This is a genomic window from Nesterenkonia haasae (assembly GCF_010119385.1).
Taxonomy (GTDB): domain Bacteria; phylum Actinomycetota; class Actinomycetes; order Actinomycetales; family Micrococcaceae; genus Nesterenkonia; species Nesterenkonia haasae.
On sequence record NZ_VFIE01000021.1, the window covers coordinates 63805 to 86527 of the forward strand.

The following is a 22723-nucleotide window of genomic DNA, read 5'->3' on the forward strand; positions in this document are numbered from 1 at the left end:
TACCAACTATAGGACTTCCAAGTATATTCTATGGGTGACCGGTATCACACCTCGACGAGGAGGGTCCGATATGACAGTTACCGAGGAGTTTCGAGCCGCACGCGACCACCTGGTCAGCGTTCAGGAGGAGTGGGAACGCGCGCGTGTAGAGTTTGAGTGGCCGCGCTTTGAGCACTTCAACTTCGGTTTTGACTGGTTCGACCAGGTGGCCGCCAGCCCAGAGCGGGCTGACCAGGACGCCCTAGTCATCGTCGAGGAAGACGGGTCCAAACTCTCACGGACCTTCGCGCAGCTCAGTGCTGATTCCAACCGGGCTGCCAATTGGCTCAAGAGCATCGGCGTTGAACGCGGGGACCGCATGATCCTCATTCTCGGCAATCAGGTGGAACTGTGGGAGACCATGCTCGCGGCCATCAAACTCGGAGCGGTCATGGTGCCGACAACCACGCAGATGGGTGCCTATGACCTCCAAGATCGGGTCACCCGAGCTGAGGCGAAATGGGTTCTCGGCGGTACGGAGACGCTGCAGAAATTTGAGGCGGTTGAGGGCGACTATTCACTGATCCACGTGCCGGGGATATACGCCACAGATGCTGAGCACGTCCCCGAGGTTTCGGGTCGTACTGTGCATCAATACTCTGCGGCCTACGCGGCTTCAGCCGAGTTCAGTCCCACACAGCTCACTGGAGCGGGTGAGACGCTGCTGCTCTACTTCACCTCTGGGACCACCTCGAAGCCCAAACTTGTCGAGCACACCCACACCTCCTATCCCGTGGGGCACCTCTCCACCCTGTACTGGATCGGGCTGCAGCCTGGGGATGTCCATCTCAACGTGTCCTCACCGGGGTGGGCCAAACACGCGTGGTCAAACTTCTTCGCCCCATGGATTGCCGAGGCCACGATCTTCCTCTACAACTTTACGAAGTTTGACGCCGCCTCTTTGATGCACAACATGCAGGAGGGAGGGGTCACCACATTCTGTGCTCCTCCCACAGTCTGGCGAATGCTGATCAAAGCGGAGATGGCGCAGCTGAAGCAGCCGCCGCGTGTGGCGGTTTCAGCGGGGGAACCACTTAACGCCGAAGTGATTGAGCAGGTGCAGAGAGCCTGGGGCTGCACCATACGGGATGGATTCGGACAGACGGAATCCACACTTCAGATCGCCAATACCCCGGGCCGTCCGGTGACCTTCGGTGCCATGGGAGTTCCGTTGCCCGGCTTTGATGTCGCCCTTATCGACCCGGTGACGGAAAAGGAAGCCAACGAAGGAGAGATCTGTCTTCGCCTGGACCCTCGTCCCGTGGGTCTGATGAACGGATACTACGGTGACGAGGCCAAAAATCGGGAAGTCTTCCGCAATGGCTTCTACCACACCGGCGACATCGCCTCCCGGGATGAGAACGGTGTGATCACCTACGTCGGCCGTGCCGATGATGTCTTTAAATCCAGTGACTACAAAGTCTCACCCTTTGAGCTTGAGTCTGTTCTGGTGGAGCATCCGGCTGTGGTGGAAGCAGCAGTGGTGCCGGCGCCGGATGAGATTCGGCTTGCCATTCCTAAGGCGTATGTGACGCTGGCCTCCGGGTGGGACGCTGGGGAGCAGACTGCCGCGGAAATCCTCCAACACTGCCTCGAGAAGCTCCCTCCCTATAAGCGAATTCGACGCATCGAGTTCAGGGAACTCCCCAAGACCATCTCAGGCAAGATTCGCCGGGTTCAGCTGCGACAGGCGGAGCAGGAACGAGCCCAATCAGGCCGCCCGGCCGATGGTTACGGCGTCGAGTACCGCGAAGAAGATCTGGGGATCGTACCCAAGCGCTGACGGACACTTCCGACCAGCAGTCCATAGAATGGTCGAAGCTCGTCCGACACCCGAAGGAGATCTGCATATGCATCCGCCGCTGGCTAAGGACCCGATCGCTGAGATTCAGAAGAACTGGCAGCGGCACGGGTGGGATACCGCGGCGGCACCTGCTGCGGCGGTCACGGCGATTATGCGCACCCAGCAGATCCTGTTGGGACGGGCGCAGGAGATCCTCAAGCCCTTCGAACTCACCTTCGCCCGATATGAGGTGATTTCGCTGCTGAGTTTCTCCCGAGAGAAGCGCATGCCCATGAACAAGGCGAGCCAGCTGCTCCAGGTTCATCCCACCTCTATTACCAACGCGGTGGACCGGCTGGAGTCAGCTGGCCTGGTGGAGCGCCAACCACATGACTCCGACCGTCGGGCCATCTTGCTGGTGCTGACTCGTGAGGGTAAGCGGATCGCTGAGCAGGCCACGGAGGCGTTGAATGCGGACCTGTTCGAGCAGACAGGTTTCACTCCCGATGAGATCCGGGACTTGAACCGGATCCTCGCTAATTTTCGTCAGCGCGCAGGCGATTTCTCCCGCTGAACAGCGGACTTCAGCGGTGCTTCCAGCGGGGATCGCGTTTCTCGGCGAAGGCACTCATGCCCTCGGACTGGTCCTCCAGGGCGAACAATGAATGGAAGAGCCGGCGTTCAAGCCGGACGCCCTGCTGCAGAGTGGTCTCGAAAGAAGCCGCGACAGCTTCCTTCGCCATCTGCGCGGCAGGCTTGGACTTCGCCGCAATCACCTCAGCAACCTCTTCAGCAATGCGGTTGGTCTCCTCATCAGGGACGACTCTTGACACCAGCCCGATGCGTTCGGCTTCTTCAGCTCCGATGAACCGACCGGTGAGTACCATGTCCATGGCCTTGGCCTTTCCCACGGAGCGGGTCAGACGCTGCGAACCGCCCATGCCGGGGATGACACCCAGATTAATTTCCGGCTGTCCGAAGGTGGCACCTTCTCCGGCGACAATCACGTCAGCCATCATGGCCAACTCGCAGCCACCCCCGAGGGCGTAACCATTGACTGCAGCGACGATGGGTGTGCGCAGATTGGTCAGGTCCTCCCATCTGCGGAACCAGTCAGAGGCGTACATGGTGGAATAACCCTGCTCCGCCATCTCCTTGATGTCGGCACCGGCAGCGAAGGCCTTATCCGAGCCCGTTATCAGAATGGCGCCGATATTCGGGTCGGCGTCGAATTCCACCGCGACTGACACGACCTCCTCCATGAGCTCCTGGTTGAGCGCGTTCAAGGCTTTAGGTCGATTCAGTTGGATCTTGCCGACGCGTTCTGCTGTGGAGACCACAATGGTCGAATACTCGTTCATGCTCTAGGCTCCTTGTCGCGATGAGGTGTCCCGGATGCTGTTAATAATTGCTGAGAAATCTTGCCGGGCTCCCTCGCCCTGTGCAAACTCTGAATAGATGGCTGCCGCGAGCCGTCCCAATTTGGCGTCCACGCCCTGCTCATCCAAAGCGTTGGTGGCCAGGCCAAGATCTTTGGCCATCAGTGCGCTCGCGAATCCGGGGGCGTAGTCTCGATTGGCCGGTGAGGTCGGCACCGGTCCGGGGACGGGGCAGTTGGTGGTCAGAGCCCAGCATTGACCGGAGGCTTTGGAGACAACGTCATACAGCGCCTGATCAGTGAGACCCAGCTGCTCGGCGAGCACAAAGGCCTCTGCCACCGCGATCTGGCTGATGCCAAGAATCATGTTGTTGCAGATCTTTGCGGCTTGGCCCAGTCCGTTCCCTCCGCAGTGGACCACCCTTGCGCCCATAATGTCGAGCAGCGGGTGGATCTCGTCGAAAACTGTTGATTCTCCGCCGACCATGAACGCCAGGGTGCCTGCTTCGGCGCCGACGACGCCTCCGGATACCGGCGCGTCTGCGGCTCGAAATCCGGCATCTTCGGCCAGCTGTGCTGCCTGCTGGGCTTCTGAGATGTTGATGGTTGAGCAGTCCAGAAAGATAGTTCCCGGCCGTGCGGCTGAGAGCAGGCCTGGGGAATCCTGATAGGCAGAGATCACGTGCTGTCCGGACGGAAGCATCGTGAGCACCACGTCTGCATGCGCCACGGCCTCGAGGGGGTCGGTGGTCACTTCCACGCCGTTGCTGCGTGCCGTCTCCATTGCCTCGGGAACCACGTCATAGCCGTGAACATGGACACCAGCCTGAACGAGGTTCGCCGCCATGGGCCCACCCATGTTGCCGAGCCCGATGAAAGCGGCAGAGGGGTAGCTCCCGAGATGTTCTGTGCTGCTGGTCATGACGTTGCCTCCTGTGAAGAGTCGGAAAGAGTAAGGACTGAACCGGCATCGGGCAGAAAGGCGTTGGCTACGGAGATCTCCGAAATCTCTGAGAGGGCATCCGGCTTCCAGTGCGGGGCCCGGTCCTTATCGATGACCTGGGCCCTGATGCCCTCCGCGAAGTCGCTGCCGCGCAACTGGTAGAGAGCAGCGGCGTATTCACCTTGCAGGGCCGCGGGCAGGTCGGCCTCGCGCGCCTGGTGAATGCCGTGCAGGATCAGTTTGACGGCGGTCGGGGACTTCGCCAGGATGGCCTGCCGAGCGTTCTCCGCGGCCTCATAGCGTGCACCCCAGGACTCAAGCTGTTCAAGAATCTCCTCAACGGAATCCGCGGAGTAAGCGTCGTCGATCCATTCCCGATGCTCCTGCAGCGGTGCCTCCGCAGGTTTCTCGGCGAAGGTGGACAGCACCTCGTCCGCAGGTGAGTGCTCCAGCGCTCTGGTCAGTTCATCGAGTCTGTGACTTGAGGTATACACATCGGCGAGGTTCAGGTGGATACTGTCTGCGGCCCCGAAAACTCCGGCTGTGAGCCCGGCGTGGGGGCCGGTCTGACCAGGGGAGCGGGAGAGTAGGTAGGTGCCTCCTACATCGGTCAGGTAACCGATCGTGGCCTCCGGCATGCCAGCCTTGGTGCGTTCAGTCACCACACGGTGGCTGCCGTGAGCCGAGATCCCGATCCCGCCGCCCAGGGTCACACCGTCCATCAGTGCCACATAAGGTTTGGGGTACTGATGGATCAGCAGATTAAGCTGAAACTCCAGTGCAAGAAACTCTGCGGTGGCGTAGGCATCGTCACCCCGCTCATGGGTTGCTCGGATATCCTCGTAGATCGCACGAATGTCGCCCCCTGCGCAGAGGCCCTTTTCTCCAGCGCCGCGGATCAATACCTGTGCAACGGCGTCGTCCTCCTTCCACTGCGTGAGGCGGTGCAGCATCTGCCGCACCATGTCGGTGGTCAGAGCGTTCATCGCCTGCGGCCGGTTCAAGGTGATGACGCCGAGCTGGCCTCGGGTGTCGAACAGGACGTGTTCGCTCACCACCTAGCTCCCTTCCGGCATGATAAAGCTGGCGCCTTCTTTAGTCCCTGAGGGCCAGCGGGTGCTTACCGTTTTGGTTTTGGTGTAGAACTTCAGGCCGTCCGTCCCGTGCTGATTGAGGTCGCCGAATCCGGATCCTTTCCAACCGCCGAATGTGTAGTAGGCGATCGGCACGGGGATTGGCACATTGACGCCCACCATCCCGACCTCTACGCGTGAGGTGAAGTCCCGGGCAGTGTCCCCGTCACGGGTGAAGATGGCCACACCGTTGCCGTACTCGTGCTCGGTGGGCAACCGCAGCGCCTCCTCATAGTCGGCGGCACGCACGATCGTCAGCACCGGGCCGAAGATCTCCTCACGGTAGATGCGCATATCGGGGGTGACCCGGTCGAACAGCGTTGCTCCGACCCAGAATCCATTGGGGTAACCCTCGACCTCAGCGCCGCGGCCGTCGGTGACCAACTCCGCGCCCTCCTGAACTCCAATACCGATGTACTCCTCAATCCGGCTCTTGGCGTCGGCCCCTACGACCGGCCCAAAGTCGCTTCCTGGGTCCAAAGAGGGGCCAACCGTCAGAGCGCCGATGCGCTCAACCAGCTTGTCACGAAGCGCTTCAGCAGTGGCCTCGCCGACCGGCACGGCCACAGAGATCGCCATACAGCGCTCGCCAGCTGATCCGTAACCTGCACCGATAAGCGCATCGGCGGCCTGATCGAGGTCTGCATCAGGCATGATCACCATATGGTTCTTGGCGCCGCCGAAGCACTGGGCGCGCTTGCCCTGGGCGGCGGCTGCTGCGTAGAGCGACTGGGCGATGGGGGTGGAGCCGACGAACCCGATGGCTTTGACTCGCGGATCGGCGATGAGTGCATCAACGGACTCTTTGTCGCCGTTGATCACGTTCAGGGTGCCTGGCGGCATCCCAGCCTCCAGCGCCAGTTCGGCCAAACGGATGGGCACTGAGGGGTCCCGCTCGGAGGGTTTGAGCACAAAGGTGTTGCCGGCCGCCAGCGCTGTGCCCGCCTTCCAGAGGGGGATCATCGCGGGAAAGTTGAAAGGTGTGATTCCAGCGACGACGCCCAGGGGCTGGCGTAGGCTGTGGACGTCCATCCCGGTGGCCACATTATGCGAGAACTCGCCTTTGAGCAGATGGGGGGCGCCGGCACCGAATTCGACCACATCGACCCCGCGCTGGATATCTCCTTTGGCATCTTCGAACGTCTTACCGTGCTCATTGGAGAGGGTCTCCGCCAGCTCATCCTGGTGGGTCTGGATCAGGTCTACCCACTTCAGCAGAATGCGGCCCCGACGTTGTGGATTGAGCGCGGACCATATGGGAAAGGCTCGCTGAGCTGAGTCCACGGAACGGCTGACTTCATCGCTGGTGGCAAGGGGCACATGGGAGGAGACCTCACCGAGTACTGGGTTGAACACCTCACGGAAACGTCCGGAGGTCCCCGCAACGTGTTCTCCGTGGATAAAATGGGACAGTTCGGGCATGGTGGCGCTCCTTAGCACACTGAACGTGATCTAGCTCTCATGTGCTAGCCTAGGCTCGAGTCGTTGGACGTGCAACTAATTGTCAAACACAGTGTCAAACACAGTGAGGTGTCATGACGGAAACAGTGATCATTGCCGGTGCTCGCACTCCCATGGGGAAGCTCCTGGGGGGCCTGTCCTCCCAATCAGCCGCCCAACTGGGTGCCGTCGCCATCCGCGGGGCATTGGACCGGGCGAAGGTCGACGCAGCCGCCGTGGACTACGTGATCATGGGTCAGGTCATTCAGGCCGGTGCGGGACAAAATCCTGCACGCACCGCAGCGCTGGGAGCAGGGATTCCACCTGCGGTTCCTTCCATCACCGTCAACAAAGTGTGCCTGTCAGGTCTCAACGCTGTCGCCACAGCGGACCAGATGATCCGCGCCGGGGAGTGTGAGGTCGTGGTTGCCGGCGGGATGGAGTCGATGTCGCAGGCTCCGCATCTGATGTTTCAGTCCCGCACCGGCATCAAATACGGCGACGGCGCCATAGTGGATTCCATGGCCCACGACGCGCTCTTCGACCAGGCCACACAGCAGGCCATGGGTGCGCTCACCGAGTCCTGCAATACAGATGATGTGCAGGTCAGCAGGCAGGAGCAGGATGCGGTCTCCGCGACCTCCCATCAGCGTGCTGCGCGGGCCGCTCAGAACGGGGTCTTTGCCGAAGAGATCGTGCCGGTGAGTATTCCGCAGCGCAAAGGTGATGATGTGCTGGTTGAGGCCGACGAGGGCATCCGCCCCGACGTCACCCCAGAAGCGCTCGGCGCGCTGCGGCCAGCCTTTAACAAGGAGGGAACGATCACAGCAGGATCGGCCTCACAAATCTCTGACGGAGCATGCGCCATGGTGGTCATGTCTAAGAAGAAAGCCCAAGAGCTGGGCCTGAGCTGGATCGCTGAAATCGGCGCCCACGGGATGGTGGCAGGGCCAGACTCCAGTCTCCAACTCCAACCCGCCCGAGCAATCGAAGCCGCGTGCTCCAAGGCCGGAATCGATGCAAAAGACCTGGACCTGATGGAGATCAACGAAGCCTTCGCCGCTGTCTCCGTGGCCTCCATGCGCCAACTCGGCGTCAGTGAGGACAAGGTCAACGTCAACGGAGGCGCGATCGCTTTGGGGCACCCCGTCGGTATGTCAGGCGCTCGTCTGCTTCTGCACCTGGCTCTGGAGCTCGGACGCCGCGGCGGCGGAACGGGGGCGGCAGCGCTGTGCGGTGGTGGCGGGCAGGGAGACGCCCTCATTCTTCACGTCAACCAATAGCTGAGGAAGGTGCCACTCCTATGGATCTCACCGATTCCAGCGCCGTCGTCACAGGCGGTGCATCCGGCCTGGGGTACGCAACGGCTGAGGCGCTGATCAGCGCCGGTGCTCAGGTCGTCGTCGTGGATCTCCCAGATGCGGAAGGCTCTTCGCAGCGGGCCGACGCGGTCGCCTCTCTGGGCGCCTCCGCGCACTTCCACCCAGGTGATGTCACGGACCCACAGACCACCTCCGACGCTGTGGCTCTTGCCACGCGAAAGGCCCCACTGCGAGCGGCCATCAGCTGCGCTGGCATCGCCACTCCAGGCAAACTCCTGGGGCGCAAGGGCCCGCTGCCGGCTGAGCAGTTCATGAAGGTCCTGACCATCAACGCCGGCGGCACCGTGAACCTCATGACAGCCGCAGCTGCCGCCATGCAGGACAACGAACCAGTCGGTGGCGACCGAGGAGTGCTCATCAATACTGCCTCAGTGGCAGCCTTCGACGGGCAGATCGGGCAGATCGCCTATGCCGCCTCCAAAGGCGCTGTCGCGTCGCTGACACTTCCCGCAGCCCGCGAACTCGCCCACCATGCCGTGCGCGTGGTCACCATCGCGCCCGGCCTGTTCGAAACCCCCATGATGGCGGGCCTGCCAGAAGCTGCCCGCGAGTCACTCCGAGCCAAGACTCTGCACCCGCCCCGCCTCGGAGAGCCGGCGGACTATGCCCAACTCGCCATGCAGATCATCGCCAATCCCATGCTCAACGGCGAGACCATCCGCTTGGACGGCGCAGTGCGACTGGAACCCCAGTGACTACCATGTAGAGCATGTCTGCCGGTCGATACGCGCCCAGCCCTTCCGGCGATCTGCATGTGGGGAACCTTCGCACCGCTCTGCTGGCATGGCTCTTCGCCCGTTCGAGCGGCAGAGATCTGTTGCTGCGCTACGAAGACCTCGACGCCTCCCGCACTGTGGCCGGTTCGGCCGAGCGTCAGCGCGCCGACTTAGAGGCTCTCGGGGTGACCTTTAACGGTGAGGTGGTTTTCCAATCTCAGCGAAAGCACCTTTACGACGACGCCGTGGCCACCCTCAGTGCCCAAGGGCTCGTCTATGAGTGCTACTGCACTCGACGCGAGATCCAAGACGCCCCGCGCGCGCCCCATGCCCCGCCCGGAGCCTACCCGGGCACCTGTCGTGGGCTCAGCGAGCAGGAGCGGAAGCGGCGTCGTACCGAGCGACCCGGGGCACTTCGCCTGAAGGCGGTTCGGGAACAGGCCAGTGCGCACGACCGCCTCCGCGGAACCATTGCCGCCCCAGTGGACGACTTTGTCCTGGTGCGCAATGACGGTGCCGCCGCGTACAACCTGGCAGTAGTCGTTGACGATTACCTCACGGGGGTGGACCAGGTGGTCCGTGCCGACGACTTGGCCGACTCTGCGCCCCGGCAGCAGCACCTGCGAGGTCTGCTTTACGGGGAGGCGGCTGCGGCCAGTGTGGAGTACGCCCACGTTCCGCTGGTGGTCAATCAGGCTGGTCAGCGGTTGGCCAAGCGCGACGGGGCGGTGACACTCGCCGCTCTCGGCGAGCATGGCATAAGGCCGGAAGCAGTCCGCGACTCACTGCTGCGATCTCTGAACCTCCCGCAGGGACCACTCCAGGACGCATTGGACGCCTTCGACCCGAGAAACCTTCCCCGCGGACCCTGGGTGTGGCAGTCCCCGCACAGCTGACCGACCAGTAGAGCGTCTCCGGATGTTGGAAATGGGCCAAGGAACCGCCCGAGTTTCCCATATCGGAAGACACGGAGTGCACCAGATCGTCCACCTCAGCGGCGCCGTCCACATGACGGAATATTGGGCCGCGACTTGCGCAGCAGAAAGACTTTCAGCAAACTAAAGACATAGGTCAAGAGTGCCACTGCAAAACCCCGGTTTAGTGGCCGGCAACCCTCCAGTTCGCGGTGGGGTGCCCCGGGTGAGGACCTGGCCGGACGGAACACCCCGTTCCGGCAAGCGCGGACCTCACTGGGCTCCAGTGCAGGTCTAGATACGACCACTGGAGTGTCATCAATGACTGAAACCACCAGCACTAACGCCGCACCTGAGCTTCGGTTCGAAACTCGGCAGATTCACGCCGGAGTTGAGCCCGACCCAGGATCAGGTGCCCGGGCACTGCCCATCCAACAGACCACCAGCTTTGTGTTCCCCAGCACTGAGACCGCCGCTAAGCGATTCGGCCTCGAAGAATTGGGACCCATCTATTCCCGGCTGACGAATCCAACAGTCGAGGCTGTGGAGAACAAGATCGCCTCCCTGGAGGGGGGAGTCGGCGCGCTCGCGGTCGGATCAGGCCAGGCGGCCACAACGCTGGCACTACTCAACATCGCGCACTCGGGACGCCACATCGTCGCCTCCCCGTCTCTCTACGGCGGAACCCAGAACCTCTTCAAGCACACGCTGCCCAAGTTCGGTATAGAGGTCAGCTTTGTCGCCGATCCCGATGACCCCGAGGCATGGCGTGCCGAGATCAAGGACAACACGGTGGCGTTCTTCGCCGAAACCGTGGCCAACCCCCGCGGCGATGTACTCGATATTGAAGCTGTTGCCGGAATCGCGCACGAGTTCGGCGCCCCACTCATAGTCGACAACACGCTGCCGACACCCTATCTGCTTCGCCCCATCGAATTCGGAGCCGATGTGGTGGTCCATTCGGCCACCAAGTTCATCGGCGGTCACGGGACAGCAATCGCTGGAGTGATCGTGGACTCCGGGAACTTCGACTACGGCTCATACCCGGAGCGTTTCCCCGGATTCAGCCAACCCGACGAGAGCTACAACGGTCTGGTCTTCGGCCGCGACCTCGGCCCAGGTGGCCTCTTCGGAGCGAACCTCTCATATATTCTCAAGGCGCGAGTGCAGTTGCTGCGCGACCTGGGACCGGCGCTCTCCCCACACAACGCCTTTGAAATTAACCTCGGTCTGGAGACGCTGAGTCTGCGGCTGGAACGTCATGTGGAGAACGCCGAGAAGGTCGCTGAGTTCCTCGAAGCGCACTCCGCAGTCCGCCGCGTGTTCTACTCCGGTCTTCCCTCCAGCCCCTGCTACGAACGCGGCAAGAAGTACCTGCCCAAAGGTGTAGGAGCGGTCCTTTCTTTCGAGGTCCACGGAGGTGCAGAGGCGGGGCAGGCACTGGTCGATGCCCTGGAACTCCACTCGTTGGTGGCCAATGTCGGCGACGTCCGCTCCCTGGCCATCCATCCTGCCTCCACAACCCACCGTCAACTCAGCGAAGCCGATCAGCGGGCCGCAGGCGTCAAGCCAGGTCTCGTTCGGCTCTCAGTAGGCCTGGAGCACATCGACGATATCCTCGCCGACTTGGACCAAGCCCTGGCCAAGCTCGCCTGAAGTAGGGACCACAGTGACCACCACCAGCACCAGTTCCCCCGGACGCAGAGCGCCAGCGGGTTCTGAGCTGCGTGCTCCCACCGCTGACTCTGCTCCCGGGGGTGCTGGTGGCGGTCATTCTGTTGGTCTTACCAACGACTTCGGCGCTCGGCCCGCCGGTGTGCTGAAAACTTACGACGCCGGCAGCTTCGCCTTTGAAACCGGAGGCTGCCTCCCAGCGGTGACCCTGGCCTATGAAACCTGGGGTGAGCTCAACGCGGCAGGCGATAATGCCGTGCTAGTGGCCCATGCGCTGACCGGCGACACACACGTGGCCTCCTCTGACGCTGATCCGAGCACAGGATGGTGGGAGGGCCTGCTCGGGCCCGGCCGTCCAATCGACACTGAGAAGTGGTTCGTGATTGCTCCGGCGATGGTCGGGGGTTGTTACGGATCCACTGGCTCGGGCTCTTTGGATCCAGAAGGTGTGCCCTGGGGATCGCGGTTCCCCTTTGTGACGATCCGTGATGCTGTGAATGTGGAAAAGCGCCTACTCGATGATCTCGGGGTGACCACCCTGCACACTGTTATCGGAGGGTCCATGGGAGGTGCCCGCGCCTTGGAGTGGGCAGTTAGCTATCCCGACTTTGTCCGAGGGTTCGCGGTGTTCGCCTGTGGAGCTTCTTCCACTGCTGAACAGATCGCATTCGGCCAGGCGCAAGTGATGGCCATCCGGAATGACCCACACTTCAATGGTGGTGACTATTACGGCGGTCCCCGACCGGATGCCGGTTTGGGCCTGGCGCGCCGAATAGCACATGTGACGTATCGCACCGAAGCTGAGCTGCAGCTGCGCTTCGGTCGGGCAGCCCAGGGCCTTGAAGAGCCTTTGGGCGGCACCCAGCTGGCCGGGGAGGGTCGCCGTACTGGCCGGTACCAGGTGGAGTCATATCTGGATCATCAGGCCGCCAAGCTCGTTCAGAGATTCGATCCGAATGCTTATATCACCATGGCTGAGGCGCTGATCAGCCACGATGTCGGCCGTAATCGCGGGGGAGTGAAGGCCGCTCTGGAGCGGGTGCGGTCCATCCCGTTCCTAGCAGCTGTGGACACAGACCGTCTGTACTTCCCCGAACAGTCACAGCAGATTGCTGACCTGATCCCGGGCGATCACACGGTGCACACGATCACCTCACATATCGGCCACGATGGTTTCCTCACCTCCGCCGAGCAACTCGGCCACGCCATGCGCGCCCGTCTCGACCTATAGGGTTGGAAGGGTGACTGAGATCCTTCAGCCCGGCGAACACCCGACTGGTGCCAACGACGCCGCGACCCTAGCTGACAGTGCTGCCCCACGTGCAGCCCGTAACGACGGCCCCAGGTCAGTACTGGCCGGTTTCAGCTGGCAGCCACTGACTGTCACATCTCCCAGGTGGTGGACATCGTCACAGGTGACCACACCGCCGCGCGAAAAGCCGACTTCAGGAGTCTTCCATCATGAATCCCACTGATACTGCGACCGCCGTGTGGCGTACTAAGGCCGCCCCCTTGATCCCCGGGAACGGCGAAGGAGCGCTGAGCGGTGAGAGCGTGGCGGTCAAGGATCTCTTTGCGGTGGCGGGGGAGCCCATAGGCGCCGGCAACCCGGTACGCCTGGCGCAGCAGCCGGTTCAGTCCCGGCACGCCCCAGCGGTCCAGTCGCTGATCCGCGCCGGAGCGGAGATCGTAGGTATTGCACAGACGGATGAGTTCGCACTGTCCCTGGCCGGCACCAACGCCCACTACGGCACTCCGCCCAACCCAGCGGCACCCGGGCGAATCTCTGGAGGCTCATCCAATGGCTCGGCGTCCGCAGTAGCCCTGGGCGAGGTCAGCATTGGACTGGGCACGGATACAGGCGGGTCCATTCGGGTCCCGGCGGCCTATCAAGGACTCTGGGGCATTCGCACCACACAAGACCTCATCCCGCTGACCGGCGTGCAACCCCTGGCGCAGAGTTTCGACACAGTCGGTTGGCTCACCCGGAACCCGAAGTTGTTGGCCACTGTTGCGCAGACGCTCATCCCGGCACCCAAGAAAGTCGCCCCCACCGCGCCCTCCGCTCTAGGAGGCATGGGAACCGGGTCCATTCCGACTGTTCCCAAAGGGCCGGTTGCCTGGGAAGCAAACCGCCGGCTCGGTGAGCTCAGGATAATCGATGAACTGTTCGCCCTGGCGGATGAAGAGGTAGCCGAGGCCTGCCGTGCCGCGCTCCGCCAGCTCGAAACACAGATAGGCCCCAGCGTCGCCGTCCATGGGCCCGAACCTGAGATTTTCAGCGAGTGGAAGCACGCCTTCACAGTCATCCAGTCGAGGGAAGCCTGGGAGAACCACGGAGAATGGGTTGCCGCCCACTGGGAGGACATGGCCCCGGACGTGGGCGCACGCTTCCGGGCGGCGAGTGAGTTCACCGCCGAAGACGAAGGTGCCGCCCGCAGGGTCCACGCCGCCGTGCGGGAGACCGTCCGCGGCTGGGTCGGCGACGGTGTGCTCGCACTACCGTCTGCCGCCTCAGTGGCACCATTGCTCGACGATGCGGGGGCTGGAAGCAACGGTGCGGATAGCCTGCGTCAGCGCACACTGATGCTGACGACCATCGGTTCCCTCGCTGGGCTTCCCGTGGTGAACGTTCCCACCCTGACCGCTGCGGGCCTGCCTACCGGGTTGAGTCTCATGGGGCCCTGCGGCAGTGACAAAGCCCTGATCGCCTATGCCGCCCAGCTGGGCGATCAAGCCTGAGCGCACCTTGTAGGGCAAAGACTGCGCGGCTCTGCCCTTCCGGAATCGCAGAGGTGCATGACGGCCCGATATGAGCTGGGCACATTGCGCAAACGCTGGTGAAACATCCGGGAACTAGGGTATGCGGCATGACTCTCGCTCTTTTTGGTGTGGAACAGTCCATGGTTCTCTCTGCGAGGACCTCGTGACCAGCGGTGCGCCTCGGCCACCGGTGCAGTCTGTGGGGCGAGCGTGTGATCTGCTCGAGGCCCTAGCTGGTCAGGGCGGATTAGGTACCATTCGTGAACTCTCCACCGCGACTGAGTTGCCGGTCGCTACTGTTCATCGGCTGCTGCGCACGCTGATTGACTGTGGGTACCTGGTCCAGCTGCGGGACCGGCGCTATGGGCTGAGCCAAAAGTTGGTGACTCTCGGCGAAGCTGCCGCACGAAGCACCACACAAGAACTGAAGGTGGCACAGCGGGTCTCACCCACCGGCAAAGGGCGGCAAAACATCGACGACGTCGCCTACTGCCACCTGCCCACGACTCAACGGGGCTCGGGTGCCGTTGACTAGGAAACTTGATTGCGCGCACACCCGTTCCAGGCTGGGGGCGCTTGACCGATCTGGGTCGGGCGCCGATGCGAGAACTGTGTGGTTGAGCTGATCGATCAGCTGCTGCAACGGCACGGGTGATTCAGCCAGCCGGAGGTTCAGTTGGTGAGTTCCGGCAGCCTCCGCAGCAGCGGCATACAGGCGGACGGTCACAACACTCACATCAGCCTCCGATCGCTGACATCGAGCGGTCTGGGCGTTCAAAACCAGGAAGGTCGAAGCCCGGCCGGTCGGTGCCGTGTGCAGCTGGCTTGGCCCACATAGCGTCAGCCCAGCGCTGAGCAATGGCCTGATCATCGGCCCCGGAACGCAGCAGATCCATCAGGTCGACCTCTTCCCGGGAAAACAGGCAGCTCATTACCCGGCCCTCAGCGGTGATCCGCGTGCGTGTGCAGGCGGCACAGAAGGGCTCAGTCACGCTGGCAATAATCCCGACCGTTCCCCGAGCCGCCGCAGTCTCGGCGTCGTTGTGATCCCAGACCATGAACCGCTCGGCGGGAGCCCCACCGCGTTCCTCCTCCGAAGGGCTCAGTCGGAACCTGCTTTCCAGAAGCGTGCGGGTCTCGGCGGCGGTGACAGTTGCTTCGCGTTCCCATGTGCGGTCTGCCTCCAGAGGCATTTGCTCAATGAATCGGAGCTCGAAACCCTCAGCAAGCGCCCAGCTGAGCAGTTCAGGTGCCTGATGATCATTGACTCCGCGGACCAACACGGCATTGATCTTCAGCGGTGTCAGCCCAGCAGCGGCAGCCGCCGCCACTCCAGTAAGCACCGCCGCCAAAGAATCCCGGCGCGTCAGTTGCGCGAAAGTCTCCCGATGCACGGAATCCAGCGAAATGTTGACTCGAGTCAGTCCTGCCTCGCGCAGGCCAGCAGTCCTACGCTCAAGGCCAATCGCGTTCGTCGTCATCCCAATCGGCAAATGCGGATGATCGGCGCGAATTCCGGCGATGATCTCTTCGAGATCCTTGCGGACCAAGGGCTCACCGCCGGTCAGTCGCAACTCCCGGATGCCGAGCTGATCCACCCCGATGCGCACTAGCCGGCGCACCTCCTCTGCGCTGAGCAGCCGATCCCGAGACAACCACGGCAGACCTTGGGCGGGCATGCAGTACGTGCAGCGCAGATTGCACTTATCGATCAGCGAAAGCCGCAGGTCGGTTGCCCGCCTGCCGAATCGGTCGAGCAGTCCGGCTGACGGGTCACCGCCCTGTGCGGTCACCCCGCGGGGCACCGTGGGGATCGGGAGAGCTACCCTAGGACTCATGGCTGTCCATTCTACGTCCCGGACCTCCGCAACCCCTGACCGGGTCAGCGTGGAGGCACATATCGACCGGCTTCGGAGAGTGCTGGAGCCTGCACTGCAAAGCCGGCCGACCGAGACGCTGCCACTGGTGACGCCGCCTGAGCACCCTATACAGACAGTCAGCGCCGGACGCATCAGCGCAGCCGAGGTTCTGGCCCCGGTGCCGCTGCCCGGCTTCGACAACTCTCAGATGGACGGCTTCGCCCTGCGGTCATCCGACGCCCCTGAGCCTGGAAAACCCTTTCGGTTGCCCCTGGCTGGTGTTGTACCGGCCGGTGCACCTGCTCCGGACCTGCCGGTGGAGAAATGCATGGCCGTGATGACCGGAGCCCCGATCCCGCAGGGAGCAGATGCGGTGATCCCGGTGGAAAAGACCGCCGAGGGATTCGCTGTGCTCGAGGTGGCAGCTGGAGGCACTGAAGCATCGGTCCACTTCACGCACACCACTGCAGAGGATGCCCAGCCGGGGAAGTTTATTCGCCGGGCTGGCTCTGATGTGGGCCTCGGGGAGGTGATCCTGCGTCGGCGTGAAGTCCTCACACCAGCAAAGCTGGGCCTCTTGGCGGCTTGCGGTATTGCCCAGGTGGAGGTTCTGCAGCGGGTGCGGACGCTCGTACTCGCCACGGGGCAGGAGCTGCTTCATCCCGGTGAGCCGCTCGGTGCCGGGCAGCTCTACGATGCCAACACCACACTGATTCGCGCCGTCTGCGAAGGATTCGGACACACCGTCACCACCGCGGTCATCGCTTCCGATGTTCCCACCGAGTTCCAGGCAGGACTGGATGCGCTCATCCTGCAGCATCAGCCTCAGCTGATCATCACAGCTGGGGGCATCAGTGCCGGGGCTTACGAGGTGGTTCGCCAGGCGCTCACTGAGCGTGGAGTGCACTTCGGCTCTGTGGCCCAGCAGCCCGGTGGACCCCAGGGGTGGGGTGTTCTGGAATCCGGTCCAGGTGCTGTCGCTCTGGTCGCCCTTCCCGGGAACCCGGTCAGTTGTGCGGTGAGTCTGGAGACACTGGTGCGGCCAGCCCTGGAGGATCTGGACCCTGCCTGTCCGCCCCAGCGGCGCGTCCAGGTGTCAGTGGGTGAGGATCTCACGTCACCGTTGGGAGTGCGCCAGTTCCGCCGCGTAGAGTTGAAAAACCACGACGACGGCGCCGGAACAACTGCGCTGACAATCGGCGGACCCAGTTCCCACCTGCTCGGACACCTAGCTCGTGCCGATGCCCTCCTGGAACTCCGCGAAGACGACACCGAGGTCCCGGTCGGGGCCCAACGAGAGGCGATTCTGCTATGACAGAGCCTGTAGACGAGACCCACCTCACCCACGTCCGGACTGATGGCAGCGCCCACATGGTGGATGTCTCCGGCAAACCGTCCACCGCGCGTACCGCCCAGGCTGTCTCCACTGTGCGGACCAGTCCAAGGGTGACTGAGCTTCTGGCGCAGAACGGTCTCTCCAAAGGGGACGCGCTGGGCACGGCACGGATTGCCGGCATCATGGCAGCTAAGAAGACCCCTGAACTGGTGCCGCTGTGTCACCCGCTGCCTGTGGCTAAGGTGACGGTGGACCTCACTCTTGACGAGCCCGCCCCGGGCAGCGTCCGTATCACCACAGAGGTGAAGACCACCGGACCCACCGGAGTGGAGATGGAAGCGCTCACTGCCGCCTCCGTGGCTGCCCTGACGCTTTACGACATGATCAAAGGTGTTGACCGCTCTGCAGTCATCGCCGAGACCAAAGTGATGACTAAATCAGGCGGCTCCTCTGGCGAATGGAGCCGCGCATGATGGGCGCGGTACATGCAGCGGTCTCCTCAGACTCGCTCAGCCCGGCACGCGCGGAGGCTGAGGTGTGGTCTCCCGAATGCGGCGGCGTCGTCGTATTTTCCGGAATAGTCCGGGACCACGATGGTGGGAAGTCGGTGACGGCACTGAACTACACGGCCCACCACAGCGCGGAACAGACCCTGGACCAGGTGTGCCAGAGGATCGCTGAAGGACATCCCGGGGTCCGGGTCTGGGCAGCCCACCGGGTGGGGGCACTTCAGATCGGCGAGCACGCGCTGGTGGCAGCCTGTGCCTCAGCCCACCGGGCCGAGGCCTTCGCCGCTTGCGCGGAGCTGGTGGAGCAGGTCAAGGCCCAGGTCCCCATTTGGAAAGAGCAGCTCTACACCGACGGCACCAAAGACTGGGTGGGAATCGCCTGAGCCGATCAGTCATCATCCGGTTCGGCCGGAGTCCCACCCGGGGGCATGGACCCTTCGAAGAGCGGTCCGAAGTCGGGGCGTTTGGCGGTGACGCCATCACCGGAGGAGCGGCGCCGAAGCCGACGGATCACCCAGGGGAAAAGGTGATGACGCGCCCATATGGCATCATCAACCCGCGCCTCGCGCCAGGTACGCTCAGCCAGCGGCTGCGGATCTACCGGGCTCAGATCATGGGTGACGTTGAGCGTGTCCAAGACCATTCGCGCTACGGTGTGGTGGCCCAAGGGGGAGAAGTGGAGCCGGTCCTCATCCCACATTTCTTTGGCGGTGAGTTCGCGCAGGCTCCACATATCAGCCACCACTGCGTCATGGCGTTTGGCGACGGTGCGGACATTCTCGTTGAAGATCGCCACTTTGCCGCGAATGGAGCCCATTACCGGGGTATCGCGCACGTCGGGGCCATTGAACAGCACGATCGTTGCGCCGGTGGTGCTGAGCATCTGCACCATGGTGTCGAGGATCCGTGCGGTCTCATCCGGGTCTGACCCGGGCCGAATCACGTCATTTCCCCCGGCGCAGAGGGTGATCAGATCGGGCTTGAGCTCCAATGCCCGGGCCAACTGCTCATCGCGGATGTGTTCGATTAATTTTCCGCGCACCGCCAAGTTTGCATAGGCGAAGTTCTTGGTGCCATTGGCCAGTTCCTGCGCCACTCGGTCTGCCCAACCGCGGTGAGACCCGGGATTCTCTGGGTCAGGATCACCGATTCCCTCCGTGAAGGAGTCCCCAAGCGCCACGTACCGCAGCCAAGGATGCTGCACATCCACTGGGTTGAGGCTGTCAAAAGTCTCAGGTTCTGGTGATTGCGCGCTGTCTTGAGTTCCAGTTTCGTTCACTCTGATCATTCTCCACGACAGCCCCTGCAACGTCCATCATCCTGTGGGATGACCCTGGTGGATCCGGGTACGTCACAGGATGCGGCTGCACAGAGAATGCCACATCAGCTACGTAGGATGGCCCTATGGCTGATGACTACACGGTGGAATGGACACGGGACGAATCCGAACGGGAGGGAACCCCACTGGCGGTGCTGCTGCACGGCCACGGAGCCAATGAACGCGACCTGCTGGGCATGGTTCCGGGACTGCCCGGTGAATTCACCTACGCTTCAGTGCGCGCTCCGGTGGCGATGGGATTCGGGGCCTACACCTGGTTCGACCTAGACGTGGAGCGCCTGGCCTACTCATCGGCGGCTGCGCGTCAGGCGGTCGAGGATCTCTGGAGGTGGATTGATTCGCGGCGTGGGCAGCACACCTCGGTGACTCTGATCGGGTTCTCCATGGGCATGGCCCTAGCCACCAGCCTGCTGCGGACCAGGCCAGAAGCTTTCCGGGCCGCAGTCGGGCTCTCCGGATTCGCCGTGGACCCGCAACGCGGCGAAGGGATGACGGATTATTTCGACGACGACGCCCTTGCGGCGGCCAAGGTGCCGTTCTTCTGGGGCAGGGACCAAGAAGATCCCATCATTCCTCAGGACATGGTCGACTACACCCACACGTGGGCCAACTCCACCGTCAAACTGACGAAAGTCCTCTACGCGGGGGCCGGTCACGGCGTCGTGCCCCAGGAAGTCTCCCACGTCAACGAGTTCCTCAGGATGACGGCCCTACGGGACTGACTCAGCCCTCGGCGACCACACTGAGCACCGCACTGGGCAGGCCGTAGTCCTCGCCGTTGAACTGGACCGACTGCCCCGGCCGGATCTGCGCACCGCGCCGCGTCTCGACCTCACCGTCCACCAGGACCGCGCCTTCGGAAATCAAGTCTCGGGCCACGACGCCGTTCTCCACCACCCCAGCCAGCTTCAGCAGCTGACCGAGCCGGATCATCTGGTCCCGGATGGGGACCTCAATGCTTTCGCTCATGGTTCCATCCTTCCACGACGTCCGGTTTACCCTTAGGTCCATGACCTCCGAGAGCCCCAGCGATCCGCCCGCACGGTCACCAGTGGTGTGGATCGGGCTGCTGCTAGTGATGATTGTCGCGGGCATGGCCATACCGGGTCAGGGGCGAGTCAATGCCGAACTCTCCGCCGAAACCGGCGATCCGTTCCTCGCGGCGTTCATCAGTTTCTTCACCGGTTTGCTGGTGATGTGCCTCATCGGCTTCCTGACGCCAGCCGGGCGGCGCACCATGGCGCGGGTGCGCCCGGCCATCAAAAGCGGTGCCGTTAAGTGGTGGTACCTGCTGGCCGGTTGTGTGGGCGGCTATTTTGTGCTCACCCAGACGCTGACCATCGGCATGATCGGTGTTGCTGTGTTCACTGTGGCGGTGGTGACGGGCCAAACCGTCGGCGGTCTGCTCTGGGACCGAGTGGGGCTGGGCCCAACAGGCCGCAAGCGCCTCAGCCCCATGCGATTCTTCGGGGCAGCGCTGACCGTCATCGCGGTCGCCTGGGCGGTGTCTCCGCAACTGGTGGGCACAGACCGAGAACTGGTGTGGCTGCTGCTGGTGATCCTGCCGTTCTCCGGAGGCTTTCTCAACGCCGGACAGCAGGCCCTCAACGGCCGCCAATCAGCGGCGTACCGCAGTCCAATCCCGGCGACCTTCTTCAACTTCCTGGCTGGATCCGCTCTGCTGCTGCTCGTGTGGTGCGTCAAACTCGTGATCGACGGGGGGATGCCGGGGCAGTTGCCCACAGTGTGGTGGTACTACATCGGCGGCCCGCTGGGCATCGTCTTCATTGCGGTCGGTGCCCTGCTGGTCACACAGGTCGGGGTCCTGATCGCTGCCATGGGAATGATTGCCGGGCAGCTCATCGGCTCACTCGTCCTGGATCTGGTGGTGCCGGCACCGGGCTCAGTGGTGACCATAGCCACAGTGCTGGGCACCGCAATGACGCTCGTCGCCGTGGTCGTCGCATCGCTCCCCGACATGATGCGCGGCAGGGGTAAGTAAAAACGCACGCTTTCAGCGCGTAACAGCGGTAAGCTGGCCTGCGTCGTCCTGACCACACGTCCCTCAGAGTCCTGAGGCCACAGCTCAACCACGAGGAGTTTCTCCCCACCATGGCCAAAGAGTCCACGCTCGACAAAGTCACCAATCTGGCCAAGCGCCGCGGGTTCGTCTTCCAATCGGGCGAGATCTACGGCGGCTCCCGCTCTGCCTGGGATTACGGTCCACTGGGGACAGAGCTGAAGGAGAACATCAAGGCTGAATGGTGGCAGACCTTCGTTCGCGGACGCGGTGACATGGTGGGACTCGATTCAGCGATCATCCTCCCGGCAGCGGTGTGGAAAGCCTCAGGGCACGTCGAGACCTTTACCGACCCGCTGGTCGAATCCCTGCACACACACCGGCGTTACCGGGCAGATCACCTCATTGAGGCCTACGAAGCCAAACACGGTCACCCTCCGGAGAACGGCCTGGCGGACATCCGCGACCCAGAGACTGGTCAGCCCGGGAAATGGACCGAGCCCCAGCAGTTCTCCGGACTGATGAAGACCTACCTGGGCCCCGTGGACAATCAGGAGGGCCTGCACTACCTGCGTCCCGAGACCGCACAGGGCATCTTTGTGAACTTTGCCAACGTGGTGACCTCTGCGCGGAGGAAGCCACCGTTCGGCATCGGTCAGATAGGCAAAGCGTTCCGCAACGAGATCACCCCCGGCAACTTCATCTTCCGAACTCGTGAGTTCGAGCAGATGGAAATCGAGTACTTTGTACCCCCGGAAAAGGCCGGTGAATGGTTCGACCAGTGGGTGGAAGCATGTGAGGCGTGGTTCACCGACCTGGGTCTGAACCCGGAGAACCTCCGCCGGTTCGACGTTCCGGAGGACGAGCGTGCCCACTACTCCGCCAGCACAATCGACCTGGAGTACCGGTTCGGGTTCCAAGGCTCGGAATGGGGCGAACTTATGGGTATCGCCAACCGGACTGACTACGACCTGGGCACACACATCAAAAACTCCGGCAAGGAGCTCAGCTACTTTGACCAGGCCAGTGGCGAACGCTACGTACCGTATGTGATTGAGCCCAGCTTCGGCCTGACGCGGTCCATGATGGCGTTCCTCGTCGACGCCTACACCGAAGACGAAGCCCCCAACACCAAGGGTGGCACTGATGTGCGCACAGTATTGAAGTTGCACCCCAAGCTGGCGCCGGTGAAAGCTGCTGTCCTCCCGCTGTCCAAGAAACCAGAACTGGCTGGCCCAGCCCAGCAGCTTGCCGACTCGCTGCGCAAGCACTGGAACATCGACTACGACGACTCCGGAGCCATCGGCCGTCGCTACCGCCGGCAAGACGAAATCGGCACGCCCTTCTGCATCACCGTGGATTTCGACACCCTGGAAGATCAGGCGGTGACCATCCGCGACCGGGACCTGATGACCCAGGAGCGTGTGGCACTGGATCAGGTCCAGCGCTACCTCGCGGAAAAGCTTTTGGGCTGATCGACTCTGATGCCACTGAC

24 protein-coding genes and 1 riboswitch are annotated in these 22723 nt (G+C 62.8%); of the genes, 16 read left to right on the forward strand and 8 right to left on the reverse strand.

Annotated elements, in window-relative coordinates; all coding sequences use genetic code 11:
• The first annotated feature begins 70 nt into the window (after positions 1–70).
• Positions 71–1822: an AMP-binding protein gene (locus FH975_RS09975; protein WP_162321234.1), complete on the forward strand. Its 1752-nt coding sequence runs from the start codon at positions 71–73 to the stop codon at positions 1820–1822.
• A gap of 67 nt (positions 1823–1889) precedes the next feature.
• A complete protein-coding gene (locus FH975_RS09980) occupies positions 1890–2396 on the forward strand; it encodes a MarR family winged helix-turn-helix transcriptional regulator (RefSeq protein WP_153078832.1) in 507 nt (168 codons plus the stop codon).
• Between the two features lie 10 nt (positions 2397–2406).
• Here the strand turns inward: FH975_RS09980 and FH975_RS09985 are convergent, their stop codons facing one another.
• Genes FH975_RS09985 through FH975_RS10000 form a run of 4 tightly spaced genes read right to left on the reverse strand, consistent with a single transcriptional unit; the run spans position 2407 to position 6698 of the window.
• Positions 2407–3183, reverse strand: coding sequence for an enoyl-CoA hydratase (locus FH975_RS09985; RefSeq protein ID WP_153078831.1), 777 nt, complete (start codon positions 3181–3183; stop codon positions 2407–2409).
• Positions 3184–3186: 3 nt separating this feature from the next.
• A complete protein-coding gene (gene mmsB, locus FH975_RS09990; RefSeq protein ID WP_153078830.1) occupies positions 3187–4122 on the reverse strand; it encodes a 3-hydroxyisobutyrate dehydrogenase in 936 nt (311 codons plus the stop codon).
• Positions 4119–5198: an enoyl-CoA hydratase/isomerase family protein gene (locus FH975_RS09995; RefSeq protein WP_162321235.1), complete on the reverse strand. Its 1080-nt coding sequence runs from the start codon at positions 5196–5198 to the stop codon at positions 4119–4121. Before FH975_RS09995 ends, mmsB begins: the two co-directional genes overlap by 4 nt.
• 3 nt (positions 5199–5201) lie before the next feature.
• Positions 5202–6698, reverse strand: coding sequence for a CoA-acylating methylmalonate-semialdehyde dehydrogenase (locus FH975_RS10000; RefSeq protein WP_153078828.1), 1497 nt, complete (start codon positions 6696–6698; stop codon positions 5202–5204).
• Between the two features lie 113 nt (positions 6699–6811).
• Between FH975_RS10000 and FH975_RS10005 the strand changes: the two genes are divergently transcribed.
• The 8 genes from FH975_RS10005 to FH975_RS10040 all read left to right on the forward strand — a co-directional run bounded on the left by FH975_RS10005 (position 6812) and on the right by FH975_RS10040 (position 14700).
• The gene (locus FH975_RS10005; RefSeq protein ID WP_162321236.1) at positions 6812–7999 is read left to right on the forward strand and encodes an acetyl-CoA C-acetyltransferase; all 1188 of its coding nucleotides are present in this window, start codon (positions 6812–6814) and stop codon (positions 7997–7999) included.
• A gap of 20 nt (positions 8000–8019) precedes the next feature.
• Positions 8020–8793 (forward strand): SDR family NAD(P)-dependent oxidoreductase, encoded by a 774-nt coding sequence (locus FH975_RS10010; protein WP_162321237.1) that lies wholly within the window; start codon positions 8020–8022, stop codon positions 8791–8793.
• A gap of 14 nt (positions 8794–8807) precedes the next feature.
• A complete protein-coding gene (gluQRS, locus tag FH975_RS10015) occupies positions 8808–9710 on the forward strand; it encodes a tRNA glutamyl-Q(34) synthetase GluQRS (RefSeq protein WP_162321238.1) in 903 nt (300 codons plus the stop codon).
• A 173-nt stretch (positions 9711–9883) separates the two neighbouring features.
• A riboswitch (SAM riboswitch) is annotated at positions 9884–10001 on the forward strand.
• Between the two features lie 48 nt (positions 10002–10049).
• A complete protein-coding gene (locus tag FH975_RS10020) occupies positions 10050–11384 on the forward strand; it encodes an O-acetylhomoserine aminocarboxypropyltransferase/cysteine synthase family protein (RefSeq protein ID WP_162321239.1) in 1335 nt (444 codons plus the stop codon).
• Positions 11385–11544: 160 nt separating this feature from the next.
• A complete protein-coding gene (gene metX / locus FH975_RS10025) occupies positions 11545–12633 on the forward strand; it encodes a homoserine O-acetyltransferase MetX (protein ID WP_153078836.1) in 1089 nt (362 codons plus the stop codon).
• A gap of 10 nt (positions 12634–12643) precedes the next feature.
• The gene (locus tag FH975_RS10030; RefSeq protein WP_162321240.1) at positions 12644–12877 is read left to right on the forward strand and encodes a hypothetical protein; all 234 of its coding nucleotides are present in this window, start codon (positions 12644–12646) and stop codon (positions 12875–12877) included.
• Positions 12864–14144, forward strand: a complete 1281-nt coding sequence (locus tag FH975_RS10035; RefSeq protein ID WP_162321241.1) for an amidase family protein — start codon at positions 12864–12866, stop codon at positions 14142–14144. The genes FH975_RS10030 and FH975_RS10035 overlap by 14 nt, the downstream gene beginning before the upstream one ends.
• Before the next feature lie 184 nt (positions 14145–14328).
• Positions 14329–14700: a helix-turn-helix domain-containing protein gene (locus FH975_RS10040; RefSeq protein WP_162321242.1), complete on the forward strand. Its 372-nt coding sequence runs from the start codon at positions 14329–14331 to the stop codon at positions 14698–14700.
• On the opposite strand, the gene FH975_RS17085 is transcribed toward FH975_RS10040, so the two are convergent.
• Complete coding sequence (locus FH975_RS17085; protein WP_162321243.1) at positions 14611–14901, reverse strand: MoaD/ThiS family protein; 291 nt, start codon at positions 14899–14901, stop codon at positions 14611–14613. The two genes, FH975_RS10040 and FH975_RS17085, sit on opposite strands and share 90 nt — an antisense overlap.
• 1 nt (position 14902) lies before the next feature.
• Positions 14903–16003, reverse strand: a complete 1101-nt coding sequence (moaA, locus tag FH975_RS10050) for a GTP 3',8-cyclase MoaA (RefSeq protein WP_162321244.1) — start codon at positions 16001–16003, stop codon at positions 14903–14905.
• Here moaA and FH975_RS10055 point away from each other — a divergent pair.
• Genes FH975_RS10055 through FH975_RS10065 form a run of 3 tightly spaced genes read left to right on the forward strand, consistent with a single transcriptional unit; the run spans position 16002 to position 18252 of the window.
• Positions 16002–17339, forward strand: coding sequence for a molybdopterin molybdotransferase MoeA (locus FH975_RS10055; RefSeq protein ID WP_162321245.1), 1338 nt, complete (start codon positions 16002–16004; stop codon positions 17337–17339). The two genes, moaA and FH975_RS10055, sit on opposite strands and share 2 nt — an antisense overlap.
• Positions 17336–17833: a cyclic pyranopterin monophosphate synthase MoaC gene (gene moaC / locus FH975_RS10060; protein ID WP_153078817.1), complete on the forward strand. Its 498-nt coding sequence runs from the start codon at positions 17336–17338 to the stop codon at positions 17831–17833. The genes FH975_RS10055 and moaC overlap by 4 nt, the downstream gene beginning before the upstream one ends.
• Entirely contained in the window at positions 17830–18252 is a 423-nt protein-coding gene (locus FH975_RS10065) for a molybdenum cofactor biosynthesis protein MoaE (protein WP_328821857.1), read from the forward strand. The genes moaC and FH975_RS10065 overlap by 4 nt, the downstream gene beginning before the upstream one ends.
• Positions 18253–18257: 5 nt before the next feature.
• Here FH975_RS10065 and FH975_RS10070 read toward each other — a convergent pair whose 3' ends face one another.
• Positions 18258–19157: an SGNH/GDSL hydrolase family protein gene (locus FH975_RS10070; RefSeq protein WP_153078816.1), complete on the reverse strand. Its 900-nt coding sequence runs from the start codon at positions 19155–19157 to the stop codon at positions 18258–18260.
• Positions 19158–19273: 116 nt separating this feature from the next.
• Between FH975_RS10070 and FH975_RS10075 the strand changes: the two genes are divergently transcribed.
• Positions 19274–19930, forward strand: a complete 657-nt coding sequence (locus FH975_RS10075; RefSeq protein WP_153078815.1) for an alpha/beta hydrolase — start codon at positions 19274–19276, stop codon at positions 19928–19930.
• A gap of 1 nt (position 19931) precedes the next feature.
• On the opposite strand, the gene FH975_RS10080 is transcribed toward FH975_RS10075, so the two are convergent.
• On the reverse strand, positions 19932–20177 hold the full coding sequence (locus tag FH975_RS10080; RefSeq protein WP_162321246.1) for an RNA-binding S4 domain-containing protein: 246 nt from the start codon (positions 20175–20177) through the stop codon (positions 19932–19934).
• A gap of 40 nt (positions 20178–20217) precedes the next feature.
• On the opposite strand from FH975_RS10080, the gene FH975_RS10085 reads away from it, so the two are divergent.
• Positions 20218–21210, forward strand: coding sequence for a DMT family transporter (locus FH975_RS10085; RefSeq protein WP_153078813.1), 993 nt, complete (start codon positions 20218–20220; stop codon positions 21208–21210).
• Between the two features lie 110 nt (positions 21211–21320).
• A complete protein-coding gene (locus FH975_RS10090) occupies positions 21321–22703 on the forward strand; it encodes a glycine--tRNA ligase (protein WP_162321247.1) in 1383 nt (460 codons plus the stop codon).
• Positions 22704–22723: the final 20 nt, after the last annotated feature.

Excerpts from the sequence above, each read along its gene's own strand:
- FH975_RS09975 (WP_162321234.1), top strand. The coding sequence starts at position 71 with ATGACAGTTACCGAGGAGTTTCGAGCCGCACGCGACCACCTGGTCAGC.
- FH975_RS09980 (WP_153078832.1), top strand. The coding sequence starts at position 1,890 with ATGCATCCGCCGCTGGCTAAGGACCCGATCGCTGAGATTCAGAAGAAC.
- FH975_RS09985 (WP_153078831.1), bottom strand. The coding sequence starts at position 3,183 with ATGAACGAGTATTCGACCATTGTGGTCTCCACAGCAGAACGCGTCGGC.
- mmsB (WP_153078830.1), bottom strand. The coding sequence starts at position 4,122 with ATGACCAGCAGCACAGAACATCTCGGGAGCTACCCCTCTGCCGCTTTC.
- FH975_RS10000 (WP_153078828.1), bottom strand. The coding sequence starts at position 6,698 with ATGCCCGAACTGTCCCATTTTATCCACGGAGAACACGTTGCGGGGACC.
- FH975_RS10005 (WP_162321236.1), top strand. The coding sequence starts at position 6,812 with ATGACGGAAACAGTGATCATTGCCGGTGCTCGCACTCCCATGGGGAAG.
- FH975_RS10010 (WP_162321237.1), top strand. The coding sequence starts at position 8,020 with ATGGATCTCACCGATTCCAGCGCCGTCGTCACAGGCGGTGCATCCGGC.
- gluQRS (WP_162321238.1), top strand. The coding sequence starts at position 8,808 with ATGTCTGCCGGTCGATACGCGCCCAGCCCTTCCGGCGATCTGCATGTG.
- FH975_RS10020 (WP_162321239.1), top strand. The coding sequence starts at position 10,050 with ATGACTGAAACCACCAGCACTAACGCCGCACCTGAGCTTCGGTTCGAA.
- FH975_RS10035 (WP_162321241.1), top strand. The coding sequence starts at position 12,864 with ATGAATCCCACTGATACTGCGACCGCCGTGTGGCGTACTAAGGCCGCC.
- FH975_RS10055 (WP_162321245.1), top strand. The coding sequence starts at position 16,002 with ATGGCTGTCCATTCTACGTCCCGGACCTCCGCAACCCCTGACCGGGTC.
- moaA (WP_162321244.1), bottom strand. The coding sequence starts at position 16,003 with ATGAGTCCTAGGGTAGCTCTCCCGATCCCCACGGTGCCCCGCGGGGTG.
- moaC (WP_153078817.1), top strand. The coding sequence starts at position 17,336 with ATGACAGAGCCTGTAGACGAGACCCACCTCACCCACGTCCGGACTGAT.
- FH975_RS10065 (WP_328821857.1), top strand. The coding sequence starts at position 17,830 with ATGATGGGCGCGGTACATGCAGCGGTCTCCTCAGACTCGCTCAGCCCG.
- FH975_RS10070 (WP_153078816.1), bottom strand. The coding sequence starts at position 19,157 with ATGATCAGAGTGAACGAAACTGGAACTCAAGACAGCGCGCAATCACCA.
- FH975_RS10075 (WP_153078815.1), top strand. The coding sequence starts at position 19,274 with ATGGCTGATGACTACACGGTGGAATGGACACGGGACGAATCCGAACGG.
- FH975_RS10080 (WP_162321246.1), bottom strand. The coding sequence starts at position 20,177 with ATGAGCGAAAGCATTGAGGTCCCCATCCGGGACCAGATGATCCGGCTC.
- FH975_RS10085 (WP_153078813.1), top strand. The coding sequence starts at position 20,218 with ATGACCTCCGAGAGCCCCAGCGATCCGCCCGCACGGTCACCAGTGGTG.
- FH975_RS10090 (WP_162321247.1), top strand. The coding sequence starts at position 21,321 with ATGGCCAAAGAGTCCACGCTCGACAAAGTCACCAATCTGGCCAAGCGC.